The 23,108-nt window shown below is 55.7% G+C and carries 23 protein-coding genes and 1 other RNA gene; 15 read left to right on the top strand and 9 right to left on the bottom strand.

Annotated features, from left to right (window positions below; all coding sequences use genetic code 11):
• The first annotated feature begins 14 nt into the window (after positions 1-14).
• Together recN and bamE are read left to right on the top strand one after the other, a co-directional pair.
• Complete coding sequence (gene recN / locus IPZ49_RS18870) at positions 15-1,676, top strand: DNA repair protein RecN (RefSeq protein WP_063146939.1); 1,662 nt, start codon at positions 15-17, stop codon at positions 1,674-1,676.
• Between the two features lie 138 nt (positions 1,677-1,814).
• The gene (bamE, locus tag IPZ49_RS18865; RefSeq protein ID WP_003863121.1) at positions 1,815-2,153 is read left to right on the top strand and encodes an outer membrane protein assembly factor BamE; all 339 of its coding nucleotides are present in this window, start codon (positions 1,815-1,817) and stop codon (positions 2,151-2,153) included.
• A 61-nt stretch (positions 2,154-2,214) separates the two neighbouring features.
• Here bamE and IPZ49_RS18860 read toward each other — a convergent pair whose 3' ends face one another.
• Together IPZ49_RS18860 and IPZ49_RS18855 are read right to left on the bottom strand one after the other, a co-directional pair.
• On the bottom strand, positions 2,215-2,502 hold the full coding sequence (locus tag IPZ49_RS18860) for an RnfH family protein (RefSeq protein ID WP_063146938.1): 288 nt from the start codon (positions 2,500-2,502) through the stop codon (positions 2,215-2,217).
• Positions 2,492-2,929 carry a type II toxin-antitoxin system RatA family toxin gene (locus tag IPZ49_RS18855; protein ID WP_003863117.1) on the bottom strand — a complete coding sequence of 146 codons (438 nt, stop codon included), beginning with the start codon at positions 2,927-2,929 and terminating at the stop codon, positions 2,492-2,494. The genes IPZ49_RS18860 and IPZ49_RS18855 overlap by 11 nt, the downstream gene beginning before the upstream one ends.
• A gap of 156 nt (positions 2,930-3,085) precedes the next feature.
• Between IPZ49_RS18855 and smpB the strand changes: the two genes are divergently transcribed.
• The 3 genes from smpB (at position 3,086) to IPZ49_RS18840 (ending at position 4,597) form a co-directional block, all read left to right on the top strand.
• Positions 3,086-3,568, top strand: coding sequence for an SsrA-binding protein SmpB (smpB, locus tag IPZ49_RS18850; RefSeq protein WP_003863115.1), 483 nt, complete (start codon positions 3,086-3,088; stop codon positions 3,566-3,568).
• Positions 3,569-3,657: 89 nt separating this feature from the next.
• Positions 3,658-4,021, top strand: a transfer-messenger RNA (tmRNA) gene (gene ssrA / locus IPZ49_RS18845).
• 282 nt (positions 4,022-4,303) lie between these two features.
• Complete coding sequence (locus tag IPZ49_RS18840; RefSeq protein ID WP_023298414.1) at positions 4,304-4,597, top strand: contact-dependent growth inhibition system immunity protein; 294 nt, start codon at positions 4,304-4,306, stop codon at positions 4,595-4,597.
• A gap of 357 nt (positions 4,598-4,954) precedes the next feature.
• On the opposite strand, the gene IPZ49_RS18835 is transcribed toward IPZ49_RS18840, so the two are convergent.
• The 5 genes from IPZ49_RS18835 to IPZ49_RS18815 all read right to left on the bottom strand — a co-directional run bounded on the left by IPZ49_RS18835 (position 4,955) and on the right by IPZ49_RS18815 (position 10,894).
• Positions 4,955-6,256, bottom strand: coding sequence for an amidase (locus tag IPZ49_RS18835; RefSeq protein ID WP_063146937.1), 1,302 nt, complete (start codon positions 6,254-6,256; stop codon positions 4,955-4,957).
• 54 nt (positions 6,257-6,310) lie between these two features.
• Positions 6,311-7,606, bottom strand: a complete 1,296-nt coding sequence (gene hisD / locus IPZ49_RS18830) for a histidinol dehydrogenase (RefSeq protein ID WP_063146936.1) — start codon at positions 7,604-7,606, stop codon at positions 6,311-6,313.
• Positions 7,607-8,749, bottom strand: a complete 1,143-nt coding sequence (locus tag IPZ49_RS18825; protein WP_015571629.1) for an ester cyclase — start codon at positions 8,747-8,749, stop codon at positions 7,607-7,609.
• 106 nt (positions 8,750-8,855) lie between these two features.
• The gene (locus tag IPZ49_RS18820; RefSeq protein WP_063146935.1) at positions 8,856-9,827 is read right to left on the bottom strand and encodes a nuclear transport factor 2 family protein; all 972 of its coding nucleotides are present in this window, start codon (positions 9,825-9,827) and stop codon (positions 8,856-8,858) included.
• Complete coding sequence (locus tag IPZ49_RS18815) at positions 9,824-10,894, bottom strand: LacI family DNA-binding transcriptional regulator (protein WP_032625871.1); 1,071 nt, start codon at positions 10,892-10,894, stop codon at positions 9,824-9,826. Before IPZ49_RS18815 ends, IPZ49_RS18820 begins: the two co-directional genes overlap by 4 nt.
• A gap of 308 nt (positions 10,895-11,202) precedes the next feature.
• On the opposite strand from IPZ49_RS18815, the gene IPZ49_RS18810 reads away from it, so the two are divergent.
• The 6 genes from IPZ49_RS18810 (at position 11,203) to IPZ49_RS18785 (ending at position 17,322) form a co-directional block, all read left to right on the top strand.
• Entirely contained in the window at positions 11,203-12,441 is a 1,239-nt protein-coding gene (locus IPZ49_RS18810) for an MFS transporter (RefSeq protein ID WP_022649095.1), read from the top strand.
• A 75-nt stretch (positions 12,442-12,516) separates the two neighbouring features.
• Entirely contained in the window at positions 12,517-13,839 is a 1,323-nt protein-coding gene (hisD, locus tag IPZ49_RS18805) for a histidinol dehydrogenase (protein WP_022649096.1), read from the top strand.
• A gap of 3 nt (positions 13,840-13,842) precedes the next feature.
• Positions 13,843-14,607: an SDR family NAD(P)-dependent oxidoreductase gene (locus IPZ49_RS18800; protein ID WP_063929135.1), complete on the top strand. Its 765-nt coding sequence runs from the start codon at positions 13,843-13,845 to the stop codon at positions 14,605-14,607.
• Positions 14,608-14,615: 8 nt separating this feature from the next.
• Positions 14,616-15,359: an alpha/beta fold hydrolase gene (locus IPZ49_RS18795; protein WP_023298422.1), complete on the top strand. Its 744-nt coding sequence runs from the start codon at positions 14,616-14,618 to the stop codon at positions 15,357-15,359.
• Positions 15,341-16,132 carry an HpcH/HpaI aldolase/citrate lyase family protein gene (locus tag IPZ49_RS18790; protein WP_022649099.1) on the top strand — a complete coding sequence of 264 codons (792 nt, stop codon included), beginning with the start codon at positions 15,341-15,343 and terminating at the stop codon, positions 16,130-16,132. The genes IPZ49_RS18795 and IPZ49_RS18790 overlap by 19 nt, the downstream gene beginning before the upstream one ends.
• An 11-nt stretch (positions 16,133-16,143) precedes the next feature.
• The gene (locus tag IPZ49_RS18785; protein WP_058676718.1) at positions 16,144-17,322 is read left to right on the top strand and encodes a hypothetical protein; all 1,179 of its coding nucleotides are present in this window, start codon (positions 16,144-16,146) and stop codon (positions 17,320-17,322) included.
• A 14-nt stretch (positions 17,323-17,336) separates the two neighbouring features.
• Here the strand turns inward: IPZ49_RS18785 and IPZ49_RS18780 are convergent, their stop codons facing one another.
• Positions 17,337-18,266, bottom strand: coding sequence for a LysR family transcriptional regulator (locus IPZ49_RS18780; protein ID WP_022649101.1), 930 nt, complete (start codon positions 18,264-18,266; stop codon positions 17,337-17,339).
• A gap of 108 nt (positions 18,267-18,374) precedes the next feature.
• On the opposite strand from IPZ49_RS18780, the gene IPZ49_RS18775 reads away from it, so the two are divergent.
• The 3 genes from IPZ49_RS18775 (at position 18,375) to IPZ49_RS18765 (ending at position 20,728) form a co-directional block, all read left to right on the top strand.
• Positions 18,375-18,980 (top strand): NADPH-dependent F420 reductase, encoded by a 606-nt coding sequence (locus IPZ49_RS18775; protein ID WP_063146933.1) that lies wholly within the window; start codon positions 18,375-18,377, stop codon positions 18,978-18,980.
• 18 nt (positions 18,981-18,998) lie between these two features.
• Complete coding sequence (locus tag IPZ49_RS18770) at positions 18,999-19,880, top strand: helix-turn-helix domain-containing protein (RefSeq protein ID WP_063146932.1); 882 nt, start codon at positions 18,999-19,001, stop codon at positions 19,878-19,880.
• A 101-nt stretch (positions 19,881-19,981) separates the two neighbouring features.
• Positions 19,982-20,728 carry an SDR family oxidoreductase gene (locus IPZ49_RS18765; RefSeq protein ID WP_063146931.1) on the top strand — a complete coding sequence of 249 codons (747 nt, stop codon included), beginning with the start codon at positions 19,982-19,984 and terminating at the stop codon, positions 20,726-20,728.
• A gap of 39 nt (positions 20,729-20,767) precedes the next feature.
• Here IPZ49_RS18765 and IPZ49_RS18760 read toward each other — a convergent pair whose 3' ends face one another.
• The gene (locus IPZ49_RS18760) at positions 20,768-21,490 is read right to left on the bottom strand and encodes an SDR family oxidoreductase (protein WP_046621224.1); all 723 of its coding nucleotides are present in this window, start codon (positions 21,488-21,490) and stop codon (positions 20,768-20,770) included.
• Between the two features lie 98 nt (positions 21,491-21,588).
• On the opposite strand from IPZ49_RS18760, the gene IPZ49_RS18755 reads away from it, so the two are divergent.
• Entirely contained in the window at positions 21,589-22,506 is a 918-nt protein-coding gene (locus tag IPZ49_RS18755; RefSeq protein ID WP_022649106.1) for a LysR family transcriptional regulator, read from the top strand.
• Positions 22,507-23,108: the final 602 nt, after the last annotated feature.

The following is a 23,108-nucleotide window of genomic DNA, read 5'->3' as shown; positions in this document are numbered from 1 at the left end:
ACAGGAAAACAATTATGCTGGCACAACTGACCATCAGCAACTTTGCCATTGTTCGTGAGCTTGAGATCGACTTCCATAGCGGAATGACGGCGATTACCGGTGAAACCGGTGCAGGTAAATCCATTGCCATTGATGCCCTCGGCTTGTGCCTCGGCGGTCGTGCAGAGGGTGATATGGTGCGCACAGGTGCGGCCCGTGCCGATCTCTGCGCCCGCTTCTCGTTAAAAGACACGCCTGCCGCCCTGCGCTGGCTGGAAGCGAACCAGCTGGAAGATGGACGTGAGTGTTTACTTCGTCGCGTCATCAGCAGTGATGGCCGCTCCCGCGGTTTTATCAATGGTACAGCGGTTCCCCTTTCCCAGCTTCGCGAGCTGGGCCAGCTGCTCATCCAGATCCATGGTCAGCACGCGCACCAGCAGCTAATCAAACCCGAGCAGCAGAAAGCCTTGCTCGATGGCTACGCGGGTGAGTACGCGCTTACTCAACTCATGGCTGAGCACTATCGTCAGTGGCATCAAAGCTGCCGCGAACTTGCGCAGCATCAACAGCAAAGCCAGGAGCGTACCGCGCGCGCCGAGCTGCTGGAATATCAGTTGAAAGAGCTGAACGAATTTAACCCTCAGGCGGGTGAATTTGAGCAAATCGACGAGGAGTACAAGCGTCTGGCCAACAGCGGTCAGCTGCTTTCCATCAGTCAGAATGCCCTGAACATGCTGGCGGATGGCGAAGACGTGAATTTGCAGAGCCAACTATATACCGTGCGTCAGCTTGTGACCGAACTGACCGGCATGGACAATAAGCTTTCTGGCGTACTGGAAATGCTGGAAGAGGCCGCAATTCAGATTTCAGAAGCCGGGGATGAGCTACGCCACTACTGTGAACGTCTGGATCTCGACCCGAACCGTCTGTTCGAGCTTGAGCAACGCATCTCCCGTCAGATTTCACTGGCGCGTAAGCATCAAGTTACCCCGGAAGAGCTGCCGAATTACTATCAGTCTCTGCTGGAGGAACAGCAGCAGCTGGACGATCAAGCCGATTCCCTCGAAACCTTGTCTCTGGCGGTTAATCTGCATCATCAGCAGGCGCTGGAAACGGCGAAACGGCTGCACGACGTGCGACAGCACTATGCTCTGGAGCTTAGCCAGCATATTACCGACAGCATGCATACGCTGGCGATGCCGCATGGGGTGTTCACTATTGATGTTCGCTTTGAAGAGCATCACCTGACGGCGGAAGGCGCAGACCGCGTAGAATTCCGCGTCACCACCAACCCAGGCCAGCCTTTACAGGCGATTTCGAAAGTGGCTTCCGGCGGTGAACTGTCGCGTATCGCCCTGGCCATTCAGGTGATTACCGCCCGTAAAATGGAAACCCCGGCGTTGATTTTCGATGAAGTGGATGTGGGTATCAGCGGCCCGACCGCGGCCGTTGTCGGCAAACTGCTGCGTCAGTTGGGTGAATCGACGCAGGTTATGTGTGTGACTCACCTGCCGCAGGTCGCCGGCTGTGGTCATCACCACTTTATCGTTAGCAAGGAAACCGATGGCGAAATGACGGAAACGCACATGAAGCCGCTGGATAAACGCTCACGCTTGCAGGAGCTGGCACGCCTGCTGGGGGGCAGTGAAGTCACCCGTAATACGCTCGCGAATGCGAAAGAACTGCTGGCGGCATAAACTTTTTCGGGATCTCAGGGTCATACAGAACAACAAAAACGCCGCCAGACCAGTTTCAAAGTGGGGCAAGGTCTATTATCATCGGCATATTACATATGAGCCGCGTACTGCTCGGGCCCGAAAAGGAATCAAATCACTATGCGCTGTAAAACGCTGACCGCTGCCGCAGCGGTTCTTCTGATGTTGACCGCAGGCTGTTCCACTCTGGAGAAAGTGGTTTACCGTCCTGACATCAACCAGGGGAACTACCTTACTCCTAACGATGTGTCCAAAATCCGCGTAGGTATGACACAACAGCAGGTCGCTTATGCCCTGGGAACCCCGATGATGTCCGATCCGTTCGGCACAAACACCTGGTTCTATGTATTCCGCCAGCAGCCTGGTCATGAAGATGTGACCCAGCAAACCCTGACGCTGACCTTCAGCAGTGCCGGAGTGCTGACCAACATCGACAACAAGCCTGCCCTGACCAAATAATCAGGCGTCAGCAACGCAAAAAGGTGCTCAATGAGCACCTTTTTTGTGTATGTTTATTTGGCTACTTACCGGATTTCTCTGCTCGCTGACGGCGCAACTCTTTCGGGTCGGCAATCAGCGGACGATAGATTTCAACCCTGTCGCCCTCTTTCAGCACATCACCGAGCTTAACCGGACGGCTATAAATGCCGACTTTATTCTTCGCCAGGTCAATATCACGGCGAAGTTCAAGGATGCCGGAGGCCCGGATAGCCGCCTCAACGGTGGCGCCCTCTTCAAGCGTCACGCGCTGCAAATACTGCCTCTCCGGCAGCGCATACACCACCTCAACAGCAATCTTATGCGACACTGTAAACCTCTTTGGCGCGCGTGGTGAACGCCTGAACCATATTCGAGGCCAGCTCTTTAAATATTCGACCAAACGCCAGTTCGATCAGCTTATTGGTAAATTCAAAATCCAGATGAAACTCAATGCGGCAGGCGTCAGCGCTCAGTGGCGTAAACTTCCACCCTCCCATCAGTTTTTTAAACGGACCATCCACCAGATGCATCAAAATACTCTGATTGCTCGTCAGGGTATTGCGCGTGGTGAACGTTTTGCTGATCCCCGCTTTGGAGACATCCACGGCCGCAGTCATCTGAGTCGGGCCGGATTCCAGCACCCGGCTACCGGTGCATCCTGGAATAAATTCCGGATAGGACTGAACGTCGTTCACTAACTGATACATTTGTTCCGCGCTGTAGGGAACAAGCGCAGTACGGCTAATCTGAGGCATAGCATTTTCCATGGTCACACAACAGACAAATAATAACATTTATCACCTGTTAAAAAAACGCTAAGCCTTATCTCGTGCTAAGATAGCGCGTTAGACCTCACAGGACGCAATGAGGTGACTTTTTAAAATCAGATTACCGACGGCTTTACGACACTTATGACGAAGAAAAAAGCACATAAACCTGGTTCGGCGACCATTGCGCTCAACAAGCGTGCTCGCCACGAGTATTTCATCGAAGAAGAATTCGAGGCTGGCCTTGCGTTGCAGGGCTGGGAAGTAAAATCGCTGCGTGCCGGGAAAGCCAATATCGGCGACAGCTACGTGATCCTGAAAGACGGTGAGGCCTTCCTGTTCGGCGCGAACTTTACGCCGCTGACCGTCGCCTCTTCACATTACGTCTGCGATCCAACCCGCACCCGTAAGCTGCTGCTGAACAAGCGCGAACTGGAATCCCTCTACGGACGCATCAACCGCGAAGGCTTCACCGTGGTGGCGCTCTCTTTGTACTGGAAAAATGCCTGGTGCAAAGTGAAAATCGGCGTGGCGAAAGGTAAGAAACAGCACGACAAACGTACTGACCTGAAAGCACGCGAGTGGCAGCTCGACAAAGCACGTATCATGAAAAACGCAGGACGTTGATTCTGCGCGCTTATTGTACTATTCAATAAGTTAGCGTTTCGGGCTGGTATCGAGGAAGTGAAATCTGGTATACTGAGTTCAACACTATTGGGGCTGATTCTGGATTCGACGGGATTTGCGAAACCCAAGGTGCATGCCGAGGGGCGGTTTGCCTCGTTAAAAGCCGCAAAAAAATAGTCGCAAACGACGAAAACTACGCTTTAGCAGCTTAATAACCTGCTAAGAGCCCTCTCTCCCTAGCTTCCGCTCTTAAGACGGGGATCAAAGAGAGGTCAAACCCAAAAGAGATCGCGTGGAAACCCTGCCTGGGGTTGAAGCGTTAAAACTAATCAGGCTAGTTCGTTAGTGGCGTGTTTGTCCGCAGCTGGCGTGCGAATGTAAAGACAAACTAAGCATGTAGTACCGAGGATGTAGAAATTTCGGACGCGGGTTCAACTCCCGCCAGCTCCACCAAATAAAACAAGGGGTTACGTGAAAACGTAACCCCTTTTTTTGCCCATGTCCACATTACGTCCACTCGGCAAAACTTTGGCCAGCGCTAACTTCAGTAACCCCAGTTTTACATTTTTGCATCCAGTGCCCATATGCCGCTTGCCACGCCTCTTGTTCATCGGCAAAAGATGTTCTGCAATAGGCAACTACTCAATGCCTTTTGAACCAAACTCCGAGTACAAGGATGACCAGCTCTGTCGCTATATCCTTACAGCATTCCCGACCCCATAGGACAAATGGATTATGCAAAATTTCTATCATATTGATCAGCTGATTCAGGGTTATTTCAATCAGGATCATGACCTCATAAATGAGGGAGAGGATACTATTGAGGGCACTATTGAACGCTATAAAAAAACAGCCCCAGATTGGATGTTAAAAGAGTTAGCCGAAGAGGTCGATTGTTTTCTTAAGCTTTACGAAGACAGGCTGGATGAGCAATTCAAAAGCCGGTATGGATTTGATTTCTCACCTGAGTTGTGGGATTCAACCCCATTCGATTTCCTGATGACTGTGCGCAGACTTGCCCTTTCTTAGAAGTAGCTACAGGAAGACAAACCCGTAACGGCTTAACCGACCTCAGACCGGCAACAGCCGGTCTTTTTCTTTCTAAATATAAGTTAAGGGTGAACAGTTAAATCCAAAAAAGCTTTTTCTTGATGTGATCCATTCAAAAAACAGGTTTGCTTAACCACAGGAAACACTGCAACAAATCGCCATTGGCATACCCGTGAAAGTAGAATTTATAAATTATCAAAAAAAAACAGCCTATTAATGAATTTATTCAGACTCCACCAGCCCAATAATCCTCCATCGGTGATTACCAGAGTCATCCGATGAAGTGCTGAAAGCCCGCACGGCGCAAGCTCTGCGGGCTTTTTATATCTGTCCCTTCTAGCCCAGCGCCCCCTCACACGCCAGCGCCAGCACCATCAGCGCCGTCTCATTCTCCCGCACCGATAACATCTCCATCCCCACCGGCAGACCGATACGGCTTACGCCGCACGGCAACGTTATAGCTGGCAGGCCGCTGATGGCGGCCAGTTCCGGCGCGCAGCCTGGCGGCATCTTCGCCATACTTTCTGGTAATCGTTGTACGGTGGGATACACAAATCCGTCGATGCGCTGCACCTCCGCCACCTGGCAAAGGTTCTGCCGCAACAGGCGCTGAAAGCGACGCCCCGCCAGCCAGAGCGGAGTTTTCAGCGTGCTACTCGCCAGCATCTGACGTAGAAACGGCGCAAACTCTGGCAGGTAAGCGCCGGAGTCCACAATGCTTGTCAGTCCGGAGGGAGCGCCAGGCTGTTTGCTAAGCCAGTCGTCAATCGCCACGCGAAATTCATACAGGCTCAGGCATGTCGCCTGACTTACGTCGTCCAGCAAAGGTAATGATACCTCCACCAGCGTTGCTCCGGCACGACGCAACGAGTGCAGCGCCGACTGCCAGACCTCCAGCTGTACCTCATCTTCTCCCTGTAACGCGGTTACCACACCAAAGCGAACGCCTTTCAGCGAACGCACAGGAAGCGCAACCGGTGGCAAACCATGGATCACCGCATGCAGCAAGGCGGCATCTTCAACGCTATGTACCATTGGCCCAACGGTATCTTTGCTGGGCGAGAGCGGCGCCACGCCATCCAGCTGTGAACGGCGAAAAGCAGGCCGTAGCCCCACCAGCCCGGTATAGCTACAGGGAATGCGGATAGAGCCGCCGGTATCGGTACCCAATGCGCCATCCGCCATCCCCGCCGCCACCGCCGCGGCGCATCCTCCGCTGGAACCTCCGGCGGTGAGTGACGGGCGAAGCGGGTTTGCCACATCGCCCCCCAGCGAGCTTCGCGAGCGCACGTCAAAAGCAAACTCGGACATATTCGCTCTGGCGAGGATAATCGCTCCTGCCCTGCGCAACCGCTGTATAACAAGCGCATCCGACGTCGCGTTAAGTGAGGCCAGCGCCCGGCAGCCAAGAGTAATAGGCATCGGTGCGCAGGCAATATTATCTTTGACGATCAACGGCACGCCGTGCAGGGGGCCGATCGGCTCCCCGCGTCGACGCTGCTGCTGATGCTGTTCCGCCTGAGACATGGCGTCAGGGTTAACCCCGAGGATCGCGTTGAGCGCCCGGTGCTGCTGAATGACGTCGAGACGGCGGGCAATTTCCTCCGGGCAGTCGTCTGGCGGTATCAGGCGCTTCATAGTCTCAGGCTCCCTCGTGATGAAAACCGGGCAGAAGGCTGCCCGGGATACGTTTTAGTCCCGCATGCCGGTAGTAATGGCATCAATGTCCTGCGGACGCAGACGAATTTCCGCCGCCCGTCGGTGCCCCTGCATCCCCTCGGTACGGCTCTGGCGGATCGCCGGTTCTGCGATTGCCGGGATACCCTGCTCGTCAATCCACTGATGGGTACAGATTTTGACGTACGCCCCAACCCACAGACCGCCGGTATAGCGTGCCGCCGCCATCGTCGGTAACGTGTGGTTGGTGCCGCAGCATTTATCAGAGAACACCACGCTGGCGTTCTGACCAATAAACAGCGAGCCATAGTTGCGGATCTTCGCCGCCGTCGCGTGCGGATCGCGGGTATGCACCTGCAAATGCTCCGTCGCCATATGGTCAGCAAACGCAATCAGCTGCGCTTCATCTTCGCAAAGCGCAATCTCACCCTGCCGGCGCCACGCCTCCCCCGCCGTGGCGGCCGTTGGCAGGCTGGCAAGCTGACGCTCAACCTCCGCCAGGGTACGCTCAGCGATATCCCGGCTGGTTGTCGCCAGCCCGACGCGGGTATGAATATCGTGCTCTGCCTGCGCCAGCATATCGGCGGCCAGAATGCGCGGATCGGCGCTGTCGTCAGCGATAGTGAAAATCTCGCTCGGCCCGGCGAGGGCATCAATGCCGACTCGACCAAACACCTGGCGTTTCGCTTCGTTAACGAAGGCGTTGCCTGGCCCAACGATTTTGTCCACCGATGGAATGCTCTCCGTTCCCCAGGCCATGGCCGCAATGGCCTGCGCGCCACCTACCCTGAAAATGCGGTGCGCGCCCGCCAGATGGCAAACCGCGATCATCGCCGGATGCGCTCCCGGCGGCAGACAGGCGATGATCTGTTCGCAGCCCGCCACCGTCGCAGGGACAATCGACATCACCGGCGCAGAGAGGATCGGGTAACGCCCACCCGGCACGTAGCAGCCCACCGTCTGCACCGGGATGATCCGGTGACCGAGATGTACGCCAGGCAGCGTCTCAACTTCCAGCGGCTGCATGGTCGCCAGCTGCGCCTGCGCAAAACGACGCACCTGATTAATAGCAAACTCGCTGTCGCGGCGCGTCTGGGCATCCATCCCCTCCAGTGCTTCGGCGATCTCCTGCTCGCTCACCTCAAAGTGCGTCGGCACGACGTTATCAAACTGCTGCGAAAAGGCTCTCAGCACCGTATCGCCTTCGGTTTTCACGCGCTCGATAATGGCGCTGACCTTCTCCGTCAGAGAACGATCGGCCTGCGCATCCTGCCCCTGCGGGCGCTTAATCCAGCTCACCTGATTTAACATTTACGCGTCCTCCATCTGGCCGAGTTTGATTTGCGCCAGCAGCGCCAGGTGGTCATACACGACCCATTCATCAACAATTTTGCCGTTGACGATGTGGTAGTGCGACATGCCCATCACGAACAGTCGTTCTCCGGTCGGCTTGCCCAGTTCGCCGTAACCCAGGTGATGCCCTTCGATGATCCAGCGAACCGCCACTTTGACGCCGCCTTCATCGCACGGGTTGGAACAGATATGCTGCGGCAGCCACGCGCCGTCAGGGATCATCCCCACCAGCGCCAGCGTCTGATGGGTTACCGCCGCGGTGCCGTACAGCTCTTTCATCAGCGGGCCATGCCACTGCACGTTAGGGGCGTAAACCTCTTTGATTTTGCCGAACATCCGACGATTGTAGATCTCATGCAGCCAGCGCAGGCACTGCTCTTCCGTATCGGTGTGTGCAATGGATACATCGCACTCCATCTCCGGCGGATATTGTCCCAGCATGCGGCCATTTTCGCCGATGTCCATCACGCGGAAGCCTTTATCGAACTGCTCTTTTGCCATATTAAATGCGATTTGATCGGTATTCAGGCCAAGCTGTTTCATTAACGACATGTTGTCGCTGACCACCCACTCCCGGTAAATTTTATTCTCGTGGATCATGCAATCTGCCACGGTACGGGTAACGAAGGTGCGGTTGGTCGGCTTGCCTAAATGGCTGTGCTGGGTATGCCGCCCGCTTCCCGTCACCAGGTGAGAGGTATAAAAACCGTCAACATCATTTCCGTTCCAGATAACCTGGGTTGCCATGCCGCGCCGCTCCGGGAAGGCAATTAAGCGTTGCAGCGTATCCTGTACCACCTGCTCACGGTTATAGAGTGTCCCCAGCGCGTTATACAGCACGCAGTTATGGGTATAGTGAGAATAAATTAAGCCGACATCGCGCTCGTCCCATATTTTATGGGTGCAGCGAACTATATAATCGACAATATCGGTATAGCAGTCATCAAAGCCGCGTAATGATTGCACGCGCGGTCTTTTTTCCGGTACCAGATCGACAAAATCACGACGTTCCACCTGTAATACAGGTTCCTCTTTCAGCGATTTCACGCTGCTTTTTTCGGGTACGGCTGGTGCTTTATTTGTTGCTTCGGTGGAAGACATATAAACTCCTGCTCTGTTTTCAGACAATAAGAACCCGCACCCGTAAGTGAGGGTGAATGAAACTCGATTATTTTCGGCAGCCAGAATAAGGGGGCTGCCGCCCCTGTTAATTTACTATTTGCGACCAGATCGCTAATTCATCGATCCCCAGATATTCACGGAAAATTAAACCATCACGTAATTCAAGCTGGCTGATACCGGTAATTGATATGGGTTTACGGGTTGGCGCACCAAATTTGCCGTAACCGTCATGCCAGGTTAATAACGACCAGCGCAGGGAAAGCCGAATCGGCTCGTTAGGATCTTTACGCACAATCAGATGATGGAGCTGCGTTTCGCTGTCGGCAAATGAAGCGCGGTAGCCAGAAAGCTGTGCGCCAATTTCCTGCTCACCGGTGCAGAGGCAATGACCCGGCGCGTAAAGCGTCGCCGCCGGGTGATAGAGACCGGGCACCACGCCACTGTTACCGCCCGCCCACATGGTTAAGTAGCGCTCAACGACGCCTGCCAGCGCCCCTTCTACGTCGTCGCCCTCGGGCCCGCCCGCCCAGCGGGCATCCAGCGTCTCGGCAGAGACCGCCTCCACGCCAAGCTGCTGGCGCATGGTCGCCAGGTTAAAGGCAAATTCGCGGATATCCAGCCCCAGTTGCGCCACAATCGCTGCACGATCCTGAAGCAGCCACTCCTGGCGTACGGCCCCATCAACACAGATGCGATCGGCCCAGGTGCGGACCCAGACATTTTTCCCGGTCGGCGGGCCAAAAAACCCCTCCCCCTGATGCTGAATGCGGGCTACGGTACGCTGAGCCGCATAGTACTCGTCCCCCGGGTTCTGGCTGCACAGAATATCCTCCGTCAGCACCGCTCGCTGCGGGAAGCTGTGCATCGCCTCAAGCGTCAGGCGCATAAACTGGGAAAGCTCATGCAGCTGTTTTTCGGGGGTAGTGAAAACCACCGGCGTGGCGTAAATATCCGCCAGCTGGCCGATATCTTTCTGCTCCCACACCACGTGCGTCAGCGTCAAAATGAACTGCTGGATAGAGTCGAATTGAGGGCTGAAGCCCCGCAATCTGGTCATGTGCGCTCCTTAGACTGGAATAGCGTTAAACCATTGGTTTCGATAACGCCGCTGCGTGGGCGACGCGCCGAATGGCGTATCACCAGCGTACCGGGCACCGTAATCTGTTCAGGCTCTATGGTTCCGCTGTCAATTTGCTTCATTAACAGTTCCACCGTGGCATCTACCATCGCGCCGACCGGCTGCGACGCCGAGGTCAACGCATAAGAGGGCCAGCCGGAAGGGCCGATGTCGTCATACCCGACAATGGAGACCTCCTCCGGAATGCGCAAACCAAACTCATAGCGCGCCACATCCATTACCGTGACGGCCATATGATCGTTGGCGACAAAGACCGCATCCGGCGCTGGCGACGCCGAAAACAGGGTATAAGCCGCCCGGGTGGTTTGCTGAGCGTCGTAATTCCCGTGCACCACCCGCACATCGGTGATGCCATGTTCTTCCAGCGTGGAGATGAACCCGTGCTGGCGGGCGATATTGACCGGGGAATCAGCCACGCCGCCCACGTAGGCAAAACGCTTGTGCTCCCCCGCCAGCAGAAACTCGGCAATCTGCCGCGCGGCCGCTTCGTTATTACTGTTGACGCTGGAGGCCATGCCACTCTCTTCGCTGCGGTTAAACAGCACTACCGGGATCCCGGCGGCAAGACACTCCTCGGACAACTCCAGCGACAGCGTCACCGAGGCCAGCACAATGCCATCCACCCGGTACTGCATAATCTGGTCAAAAATACGGTCAACGTTACCGTCCCGGTCGCCAACGAACAGCAGCAGGTGATAGTTCAGCGTATCCAGCTTTTGTGCCAGCGCCTCCAGCACCTGCGAGTAAAAGGGGTTATCAAAGTAAGAAATGACGACACCGATAATGCGCGAACGCGCCGTGTTGAGCGAACGGGCTATCGCATTCGGGCGATAGCCCAACTCGCGCGCCGCCTTCAGCACTTTTTCACGCGTTGCCGGTGAAATGCTGGCCCCCGGCGTGAACGTTCGCGACACCGCAGATTGTGATACCCCCGCCAGTTGAGCGACCTGTTGGGATGTGACTGCTGCAAAAGTCTTACGTTTCATTACCCCTGATTCCTTATCAACGTCCTGCCCATTTGCGCGTGCTTCAAACGCCTCAGCAAGTGGGTGTTTTTTATACTTACACCACCTTTGCATGCGTATGCAACACAAAAAATTAAAATTCTCACAACAAGATCGAGATCACTTTACAAACATGAAACCTTTTCGTAACTTCAAATCTTGAATACGTATGCAAAGAGTTTTCATACCGTCAAAGATACCGGAGAGAACAGGAGTCGCCCAAAGGATTGAACCGGTAAACGTCGTCCCTGACTGGTTATAACCCATTAATTCTTAAGAGGTTCAAAACCATGTTTCAAGCACTGTTACGCCGTCGGGAAGCCCGGCTCTTTTTCATCATCAGCATCCTGTTCTTTATCTGCATCCATAGCATTGATGCATTCCTGGCCCCCATGATGATCAACCAGGGCATTGAGCCACAGATCATGGGCATCATCATGGGCGCATCCGGGCTGGCAACCCTTCTGATACGCTTCCCGTTAGGCATTATTTCCGACGTGGTTAAAAGCCGCAGGATCTTCATCCAGATTGGCCTGCTGCTGCCAATTATCGCCTGGCCAATTGCCTGGCTTGAACCCAATGCCATTACGCTGTATCTGGCGAAAGCGGCAGACGGCGTCACGGCGGCGACATGGGTGCTGTACAACATCCTGTTCATGCGTTACTTCGGTCGCAACGAAGCCCCTGCCGCCGTCGCGCTGCTGGCGCTGGCAGGGCCCATCGGCGTGTTTCTCGGCAACTGTATTGGCGCGGTGCTGATCCACTATTTTGCCAATAACATCGCCTTTTTTGTCTCCTGCATCTCCGCCCTGGTGGCGTTGATCCTGACGACCCGCATTCAGGACGTGCACGACCCGGTGCAGGCCCCCACGCTTAAAGCCTGCATCACCGGCGCGCGCCAGCAGCTGGCCGACCGTTCCGTCTGGCTGATTGGCATCCTGGCGACCGTCGTCATTCTGGTGCCCTTCGCCACCCGGGACACCCTGACGCCGGTCTACGCCGAACAGCTCGGCGCCCGGGCGGGGATCCTCGCGGTACTCGGAAACATCCACCTTCTGTTTTACGGGCTGGCCATCGCCCTGTGCAGCTCGGTGTTTTATCAGCGCCTTGGGCTGGTAAAAACCGCCGTGCTCGGCATCGTTTTACAGGTGATCTCCACCTTCGGCATTCCCTTTACCAGCAATATGTACGTCATTTACCTGTGGCAGGCGCTGGCAGGTTTTTCGTTCGGTATGGCCTTTGCCGCATTCATGTCGCTCAGCGTAGTGAATACCTCGTCTGATGAACAATCCACGCGAATGGGACTATTCCAGACCATTTATTCCTGCGGGATGTTTGTCGGGCCGGTAATGATGGGCGTAATGATGCAACATATTAACCTGTCGTCCGGTTATATATTGATTGCCGCCCTTTCCGTTGTGGCCGCTATTGCCACGCCGCTGTCCGCTCGATGGGTATATGCCCGTAAAACGCAAACCTCAGCCCAATTATTAAAAAACGGTGCGTACGCCGCCGCGCCGGATCAATAACCCACTCTGAAGTAAACACCCTTTCCCGGACTGCCGGGAGGACAACTGACATCTAAAAAAGGTAAGGAGAAGCGTGTGTCCTGGAAATTAAAAACCGGTAAATCTACCGAAGAGCGCCAGCAAGCCAACCAGCAAATAAGAGAAACGGTTGAGCAAATACTTGCGGATATTGAAAAGCGTGGAAATAAAGCCATTCGCGAATTATCCATTAAATTCGATCGTTATGACCGTCAGGATTATCGTCTGACCCCCGCGGAGATCGACCGCTGCATAAAACAGTTAAGCCGCCAGGATATTCAGGATATTGAATTCGCCCAACAGCAGGTGGCGAATTTTGCCCGCGCGCAGAAAGAATGCCTGCGTGATCTGGAAATTGAAACGCGTCCCGGCGTTATTCTCGGGCATAAAAATATTCCGATTAACGCCGTGGGATGTTACGTGCCTGGCGGAAAATATCCCCTGCTCGCCTCCGCGCACATGTCGATTATCACCGCCAGCGTGGCGGGGTGCTCAAGAATTATCAGCTGTGCCCCGCCGTTTAACGGTCAGCCCGCCCCGGCGATTGTCGCGGCGCAAAAAATGGCTGGCGCAACGGAAATCTATGCCCTTGGCGGCATTCAGGCGATAGGCGCCATGGCGCTGGGCACGGACTCGCTGGCACCGGTCGACATGCTGGTCGGCCCCGGTAACGCCTTCGTCGCGGAGGCCAAACGCCAGCTGTTCGGCCGGGTAGGTATCGATCTGTTTGCCGGTCCGACGGAAACGCTGGTGATTGCCGATGACACCGTTGACGCGGAAATGTGCGCCACGGATCTGCTGGGCCAGGCCGAACACGGCGTCACCACCCCTGCCATCCTGCTGACGAACTCGCTCCAGCTTGCCAAAGAGACGCTCAGCGAAGTGGAACGGCTGCTGGAAAAGCTCCCTACCGCCGACATTGCCCGCCAGTCCTGGCAGGACTACGGGGAAATCATCGTCTGCGACAGCTACGAAGAGATGCTGCTGGAGGCAGATCGTATCGCTTCCGAACATGTTCAGGTGATGACCGACCGGGACGACTGGTTCCTGGCTAACCTGACCAATTACGGCGCGCTGTTCCTTGGGCCGCGTACTAACGTGGCCTACGGCGATAAGGTGATCGGAACCAACCACACCCTGCCGACGCAAAAAGCCGCACGCTATACCGGCGGCCTGTGGGTGGGCAAGTTCATGAAAACCTGCACCTTCCAGAAAGTCCTCAGCGACGAAGCCACTGCCGAAATCGGCAGCTATTGTTCGCGTCTGTCGTTGCTGGAGGGTTTCGCCGGACATGCCGAGCAGGCCAATATTCGCGTGCGCCGTTATGGCCAGACGGAGGTTCCCTACGCCACACCGGCCCCGGTCAGGGAAAAGGTGTAAGCCATGACGCTTTTGCAAACGCCCTCTTTCACCCTGCACGGCAAACGCGCGCTGGTAACCGGCGGGTCAAGAGGGATTGGCTTCGCTGCCGCCGTCGCCCTCGCACAGGCGGGCGCAGAGGTATGGATCGCCGCCCTGGGCCGCGAGGCGCTGGCGCATGCCGCAAGTCTGGCAGCGGAACACAGGCTCGCATTTCACCCGCTGGAGCTGGATATTACCGACGCTCAGGAGGTGGAGCGTGTGCTGGCGACATTGCCCACGCCCGACATTCTGGTGAACAGTGCCGGGCTGGCACGCCACCAGCCGTTTCTTGAGGTGAACGAGGACAATTTCGATGCGGTGATGGCGCTTAACCTGCGCGCCACCTTTTTTGTCAGCCAGCGCGTGGCGCGCAGAATGCGGGCGGGCGGTAAGGGAGGGTCGATTATTCACATCTCATCGCAAATGGGACACGTTGGTGGCCCCGAGCGTAGCGTGTACTGTGCCTCCAAATTCGCGCTTGAAGGGTTAACCCGAACGATGGCGCTGGAGCTGGGCGATGCGGGGATCCGCGTTAATACGCTGTGCCCGACCTTCATTGAAACCGACCTGACGCGCCCGGCGCTCGCCGATCCGACGTTCTGCCAGTACGTGCTGGACAACATCAAGCTGCGCCGGTTAGGCAGGCTGGAGGACATTATGGGCCCGGTAGTGTTTCTCGCCTCAGACGCCGCCGGGCTGATCACCGGCAGTGCCCTGATGGTTGACGGCGGCTGGACGGCTACGTGAGGGATGCAATGGAATATCCGCTTCTGGACAATACCGATCTGCCACTGGTGCTGCTTGGTGGCACGCTTTGTAACGCCCGGCTCTGGCAGCCCGTTATTGAACGGCTGAATGTCGCAGCGGTGTCGTGTATTACGCTGACGGGTGCGGAGTCCGCGCCGCAGGCGTCACGGCGGTTATTAGAGGTTCTGCCGCCGCGCTTTCTGCTGGCAGGGTTTTCTCTCGGTGCCATAGTCGCGCTGCAAATGGCCGCCGACGCGCCAGAAAGAGTGAACGGGCTGACGCTGATTTCCGTTAATCCGTTGCCCGTTGCGCCAGACACCCTCGCTTCACGCCGGGAAGCGGTACGCACCGCACAGGCGCGGGGCCTGGCCGACTGGCTGGTCTCCTCGCTGTGGCAGAGCTATGTCGCCCCGTCACGTCTGTCCGATCGGATCCTGCAAGAGACTATTTGCCGAATGGCGCAAGAGTGCGGCATTGAGACCTTTGCCGGGCAAACGGAAATGGCCATTCACCGGCAGGACAACCGGACTGCGTTTAACGCCCTCTCCTGCCCCACATTACTTCTAAACGGCGCGCAGGACGTTATCTGTACGCCCCATCATCATCAGCTACTGGCAGCAGGCAACGCGAACGTGACCAGGCATACGGTGGAGGCTGGCGGGCATTTTATTCCGCTGGAAACCCCGGATGAGATCGCGCCGCTGCTGCGTCAGTGGATAACGGAGTGCATACAGTGCGCAAAAACAGTTTAAAGACCGCATTTCTGGAAAATACTCCCATCATAAACGGCTGGCTGGCGATCCCGTCCGGTTATAGCGCGGAAATTATGGGCCATCAGGGTTACGACGCCGTCACCGTCGATTTGCAGCACGGCATGATTGATTTTGCCAGCGCGCTGTCAATGCTACAGGCGCTATCGGCCACGCCTGCCGTGCCGCTGGTGCGGGTGGCAGATAACGATCCGGCGCAAATCATGCGCGTATTAGACGCAGGAGCCTACGGCGTAATCTGCCCGATGATCTCCAGCGCGGAACAGGCTCGCCGTTTTGTCGCTGCCTGTCGCTATCCACCGCTGGGTGTTCGCTCCTTTGGTCCGGCCAGAGGTCTACTCTACGGCGGCAGTGATTATCCACAGCACGCTAACAACGAGATCCTGACGCTGGCGATGATCGAAACCCGCGAAGGGCTGGCTGATCTTGACGCCATCCTTGATACCGAAGGGCTGGACGGTGTGTTTATTGGCCCCAACGATCTCTCACTGACGCTGACCGGCAGCGCCAGCGCCGAATCCCAACATCCCGAAATGCTTGCTGCTATTGAGCGGGTGATTCACTGCTGCCGCCAGCAGCAGAAGATTGCCGGAATTTTCTGCACTTCCGGCGCGGCCGCCGCAGCGCGCATTGATCAGGGTTTTCAGTTTGTTACCCCTGCAAACGACGTTATGCAACTGGGTCGCGCCTCGCGTGAAGCCATTGCTCTCGCCCGCGGCAACGCTATCCCTACCACCGGTGCATCCGGTTATTAAAAGGAGAAATAATGAAAACCATCCATCTTACCCAGAGTCAGGCACGAACACGGTTAATCGCCCCCGAGGACATGGTTTCCTGTAATCTTGCTTTTATTGATTGCAAGCTACCCGGCTCGCATCTCAAACAAAACTATTCCTTCATCGGCCCGGGTGTAACCCAGTCCAGCGAGCAGGTCGTCAATATTCCCGAGCCGCACGGCTTTAACATTGGCGCGGCGGCTATGCCGAAAGGGGTGACAAATAATCTGCATCTGCATTTCACCGCCGAGGTGTTCCTCATCCATGAAGGAACATGGCGTTTTCGCTGGGGCGCCAACGGCGAGCATGAAGCTGAATTTAGCGCACCCACTATCCTTTCAATACCGACCTGGATCTTCCGCGGTTTCACCAACGTCAGTAAAGAAGAGACCAGCGGTATGGTGTTTACGGTGCTCGGCGGGGACAACACGGGCGGCATCATCTGGCATCCTTCCGTGCTGGCGGCAGCCAGCGAATACGGAATGTATTTGAGTAAAGACAACATGCTTATCACACAGGAAACCGGCGATCCGCGGCCTGACCCCGCCGCGCTGCTGACGCCGCTGTCAGAGGAATATATTGCCGGGCTGCGTGACTACAGCGTTGAGGAGATGCGCCAGCGTGCGGTAACCGGCGATGACCGCTGCTGGTCAGCCCAGGGACTGCTGGATTCGGTGCTGCCAGGACACGGCGGCGAAATTGCGCCGGTTATCGGTTTCGGCATTTCACAGGATCGGGATTCCGCTCCCGCTATCGTGAGCCCGCACGGTTTTTCCGTCGAATGGCTGCGTCTCGCCGAGGATCACGTTGTGGGCCGCCATCTCTGCCCGGATATTCAGGTCATTATGGTCTTTAAAGGCCAGCTGGAGATCACCTGGAACGAGGCGGGCGAAGAAGTGAGCGTTATCGCTCCGGAACGTTCGGTGATCTCTGTTCCGGCAAACAGCTGGCGTCGCTACCGCGCGGTTGACGGCAAAACGGAGTTTATTCTGACGACCCGCGGCGATCAGCGTAAGCGCCTCTACTGGGATGAAGCGATCCTGCAACAGGCGAGAGAACACAATCGCTGTCTCGATCCCGATGGCTACGTAGCCGATGCCGACATCCTGCCTGCCACGGCCCGTCGGGCCGGTGCGATACTGGAGACATGCAACAGCAACAAAACCTGAATTATCCGTTGAGCTCACTTGCCGGATCCGCTGCGTTCGTTGAGAGGCATGCCAGCCTGCATTTTCAGCCTGTTAACGAACCAGCGTCCGGCCGGGCCGGGCGGATGTTCCTCCAGGTGCACCGCCTGCATGGAAAAACCGGGCCCGACGTCGGGCTGCATCGGCACGTTCAGCGTAACCAGTTTTCCCGCTGCGAGATCTTCCTCGACCATTGGCAGCGGCATATAACCCCACCCCAGTCCGGCACGCAGGAAGGCGTGCTTCGCGCCCATATCCGCTAAATGCCATGTCTTTGACGACATGACGCCAAAGCTTCGGCCCACGGTGAGAGAGGAGCGATCGGTCAGCACCAGCTGGACGTGTTCCTGTAAAAGTGAACGAAGGATCGGACCGGACGCGTTCGCCAGCGGATGCTCAGGGGAGACAACGGCCACCGCAGGCACGCTGAGAAGGAATTCTGAGATGCATCCCGCCGGAAGATGCGGCAGCGATCCGGTTATCGCCACCCGGCAATGACCGTCCAGTAAAGGCTGGAACACCGCCCCCAACGCTTCCACATACAAACGCAGCGGGGTGTCAGGAAATGCCTGCTGAAACGCCTGCACCGCAGCGGTGAGCTGCGCTACGGGAAACATCACGTCGACGGACACCGCCAGTTCAGGCTCAAGACCTTCGGCTAAGGTGCGCGCCTTAGCCTTAAAGGCGTCCATCCCGGCAGTGGCAAGACGCGCCGCTTCCAGCATGGCGACGCCCGCCTCCGTCAGCGTCGGATAACGCCCGGTACGATCGAATAATGGAAACCCGACCTGTGCCTCAAGGTTTGCCAGCGTCGCGCTGACAACCGACTGCGCGCGCCGCAGCCTGCGACCGGCGGCGGAAAAACTCCCTTCATCAACGGCAGCAATAAAGGTGCGGAGTTGATCAACAGACATACCGTCCAGCATGTATCGCTCCAGCAGATGGATTCCATCTAATTATATAGGCTATTCAGATAGGTCAAAGATTACTACTCTCAGTGCATGTTCACTACTCTTCAATGAAGGAAATACAATATGAAAACGACTACTGTAGGTATCATCGGCGCTGGCGCTATCGGGCAAGCCTTTGCAGAACAACTGGTTAAAGCGGGCATGAACGCTATTCTGAGTAACAGCCGCGGGCCGGAAAGCCTGACTGCGGTGGTTGAGAAACTGGGCCACGGGGCTCGCGCTGGCACCGTAGAACAGGCCGCCCAGGCCGACATCGTTTTTGTCAGCACAAACTGGGACAAAACCGAGGCCGCGTTACGCGGCATCAACTGGGAGGGGCGTATCCTGATCGACGCGACCAACCCGGTCATACTGCCGGGCTTCACGCTGGCTGAACTGGGCGGAAAAAACTCAAGCCAGGTGGTGACACAGTGGGCTCCGGGTGCACGCGTCGTTAAAGCCTTCAATACTCTCCTTGCAGGGGTGCTGGCTCAGGATCCGGCGCAGGCGGGTGGCCGTCGTGTCGTCTTTATCTCCGGAGACCATCCTGACGCAAAGGCGGAAATAACAGCCTTAGCCGGGCAACTGGGCTTCGCAAGTATTGATTTAGGCAACCTGGAGGTTGGCGGTACGCTACAACAATTCCCCGGAGGGCCTCTTCCGGCGGTGAACCTGGTGCAACTGGCATAGCTAAAGGCAACGATAAATATGACGCAGCGTACTTCCGCAGAGACCTTTGAAGAATACCTTCCCGGCAAGCTGATCAGGGAACATCGGGCGCAATCTTCCCGGGATGTATTCGTGCAAATTCTGGCGCGCAGACACGTGCAGGAAAACGTCATTATTCCGGCAGTGCCGGAGCCTTTTATCGTCTGGATCCTCTCAGGTAATGCCGTCGTTGAGGAGCGTTCCCCCGGTGAGCCGTGGTTAGCAAACCGCGTTACCGCAGGCGATTTCTTTCTCACAACGGCGGCTTCTCCTACTGAAATGCGCTGGCACGCCGGGCCAGATACGCCTTTCGTCGTTATGCATGTTTATATGGGAGTGGCTATGATGCAGGAGTATGAACTGCGGGAAGTCTCCGGCGCGCGCGACGACACGCTATCCGCCCTGCTGGAGCAGATACGTCAGGAGCTGTATCTGCAAAATCCACACAGCGGCCCGTTTATCCAGGGCATTGCGCAGGCGCTGGCAGTACATCTGATTCGCACCTATGGCACACATGCGAAACGACACCGCGGGGGCTTGCAGGCATTTAAGCTGCACCGGGTCTTCACGGCAATGCGTGAAGGGTTAGCCCAGCCGTTTGACCTGGCACGCCTGGCTGAACTGACCGATCTTAGCGAATACCATTTTAGCCGCGCCTTTAAACAGTCAACCGGACTTTCCCCTTCTCACTACTTTATCCGGCTACGCATGGAGGAGGCGCGTCGCATGCTATCGGAAAGCAATGATTCCATTATCAATATTGCACTGAACGTCGGATACACCAGCCCCAGCCACTTTGCTGCCGTATTCCTCAGGCATAACGGCGTGACGCCCTCCCACTATCGCAGCGATGCCGTTCGCAGCAAAAGCCCGACAGTTTGAGCAAAAGCCCGCGCGAAGCGATTGCCAGAAAGATCCATTATTGACCCGTACTTCAGACATTCTTTCTGAAGCGTTGAAATTAACTCTCAAGAGGATCAACTATGGAACTCAACGGTAAAGTCGCGCTCATCACCGGTGCTTCAAGCGGAATTGGTGCCTCCACGGCCAAAAAGTTAGCGGAACAGGGCGTCAGGGTGGGTCTCGCTGCCCGCCGTCTGGATCGTCTTCAGGCGCTGGTGTCTGAAATTGAGGCTGCTGGCGGGGAAGCCATGGTGCTGGCCATGGATGTCACTGACCCGGCCTCAGTTAATAAAGGGGTGGAGGCACTGCACAAACGCTATGGCCATATTGATATCGCCTTTAATAACGCCGGGCTGATGCCGATTTCGGATATCGCCAGCCTCCGGGTTGACGAGTGGCATCGAATGGTAGATGTAAACGTAAAGGGCCTGTTTAACACGGTCGCGGCCGTACTGCCGATTATGCAGTCACAGCGCTCGGGTCATATCATCAATACCTCGTCGATCGCCGGGCGTAAAACGTTTCCCGGACTGGGCGTATACTGCGCGACGAAGCACACGGTTGCCGCCTTCTCGGATATTTTGCGTATGGAGCTGGCCCCTCAGTTCAACATTCGCGTCACCTCGCTTCAGCCGGGTGCCGTTGAAAGTGAATTATTCGAGCATATCAGTGACGAAAATTATCGTGCACAGATGGAACAGCTGAAGGAGAAGATGACGTTCCTGAAAGCCGATGATATCGCCGACTCGATTCTTTACGTATTGCAGGCACCGGAACATGTGGACGTGGCAGAGCTGTTTATTATGCCGACCGAACAGCCGTGGTAAGAGGGTGAAGCGGGTCAGGCTGGTGCCTGACCCGCTACGTTAGTTTGCAGAGGCCGTAGGTCTGATGGTGATTTCGGTGGTATCGACACTCTCAGGCGCCTCGATGATGTGGCGCACGGCGCGAGCGATATCAGCCGGTTTGAGAGCAATAGCCCGGTACGCATCCATCACCGCCATGGTTTCTTCGTGCGTAATGGTCGAGGCCAGTTCGCTTTCCACTACCCCAGGGTTGACGCAGGTCACACGGATGTTCGAACTTTCCTGACGTAAACCATCGGAAATGGCCCGTACCGCAAATTTGGTCGCGCAATAGACGGCGGCCGTGGGCACGACGGACAAGGCACCAATCGAGCCTATATTGACGATCTGCCCCGAGCCCTGGGCTTCCATAATCGGCAAAACAGCACCAATACCCCACAGTACGCCCTTGATATTTACGTCAATGGTGCGTTCCCACTCATCCTGCTTGCCAGCCGAAAGCGGAGACAGAGGCATAATGCCCGCGTTGTTAATAAGAACGTCAATGCGGCCCCACTTTTCCAGTGCAGCCTCAACGAAGGCAGCCATCGACTGGCGGCTGGTAACGTCTAATACCTGAGCCTCTGCCTCTCCTCCTGCGCTGCGGATTTCATCAGCCAGGGCGTGGATGCGCTCCAGCCTGCGAGCCCCCAAGAAAACTTTTGCGCCTGCCTTTCCCAGCTCTCTGGCAATACCTTCTCCAATACCGCTGGAGGCACCGGTAATTAAGATCACTTTGTTCATGTTTTGCTCCTTCAGTTGAGTTCAAAGCAATCATAGAGTCTCAACATTGTTTCTTGTATCCTGCCTTTACTGGACTCACTGGTTAGCGATGTTAAACAATGAAAATTGATCTTAATTTGTTACCGCTTTTTCTGGCGGTCGCCGAGGAGCGCAGCTTCAGCGCGGCCGCCGGGCGGCTGGGCATCACCCGTTCCGCTGTCAGCCAGGGGATAAGACGTCTCGAAGATGGGTTTCAGACCCTGCTGGTGATGCGCACCACGCGCTCGGTAAGGCTCACCGAAGCGGGTGAACGGTTGCATAAATCGTTGCTGGGGCCCATCGCCAACATTGAGGCGGCCTTTGACGACGTCACCTCGGACAGCATACCGCGCGGACAGCTCAGGATCGCAGTCACCTCAATTGCGGAAGCATTTCTTTCGGGCCCACTGCTCGCCTCGTTTACGGCCGCGCATCCTGCGGTATCGCTTGATGTTTTCGTGTCAGATGAGGAATTCGATATCGTGGCAGCGGGCTATGACGCCGGGGTGAGGCTGGGCGAAGTTATCGAAAAAGACATGATCGCTATTCCCCTTACGGGCCAGCAGCGTGAACGGGTGGTGGCTTCACCTTCCTATCTGGCGACACACTGCGCACCGACGCACCCCCGTGAACTGGTCGCTCATCGGTGTATCGGCTGGCGCCCTTCCCCGGACGTTGCCCCCTATCGCTGGGAGTTTGAGGAAGCAGGCGTCCCTTTCGATGTGGCAATTGAACCACAAATCACCACTAACGATCTGCGTCTTATGCTCAGCCTCGCGCTGGCCGGCGGTGGTATAACCTTTGCCACGGAGGACACCTTCACACCGTACATTGAATCAGGACAGCTGGTTTCCTTACTGGATGCGTTTCTTCCATCTTTTCCTGGTTTTTATCTCTATTTTCCCCAGCGCCACAATATGGCCCCCAAGCTCAGAGCCCTGATCGAGCACATCCGCCAGTGGCGACAGCTCCCCGCCACGCAGCCGACACTGCGTTAAATGGTTCCAACCCTGAATGCAGATTTTCCTCAATCTACTGCATCCCTTTGATGAGCATCAACGACAGCACGTCATTACCATGGAAAATGACAACGGACACGATGGGCAGGACTTCACACAAGGATGGAACCTTAAAAATGTACAGACCAATAGTTGTTATCCTCTTTATTCTTTTGACATTAGCTGCCCTCGTGGAAATCGGCATAATTTCTTTAGGCTAATACCGATAGCCTCTGAAAGGCCACGCTTGCGGCCTTTTATTTATTAAACATGAGAAGAAAATACGTAATTTTTTTGAGTAGCAGAAATTAACCCGCCCGTAAAAATATATTTTATAAATGAGAGAGTTTTAAATATATCATACACCAGATATTTTACCCTAACTTAAACTACAATTAAGCAGCAATTAAACCTAACCAAAATTAGATATTTATCGCATATTATAATTATTAATATCGCCCCACCAGCACCGTTTTAAGGGTTGCACCTTTTACGCCGAAACCCTTTATCCACGCGCCCTCATAGCTAACGAAATATATTCACGCTATCAATTAATCTCCCCTGCAATAGCCGCATTGGGTTTACGAACACTTAATTTGCGT

This window comes from Enterobacter cloacae complex sp. S2 (genome assembly GCF_015159675.1).
GTDB classification, from domain to species: domain Bacteria; phylum Pseudomonadota; class Gammaproteobacteria; order Enterobacterales; family Enterobacteriaceae; genus Enterobacter; species Enterobacter intestinihominis.
Note: the sequence above shows the minus strand (reverse complement) of the source record. Positions and strands in the feature narration are given on the sequence as shown.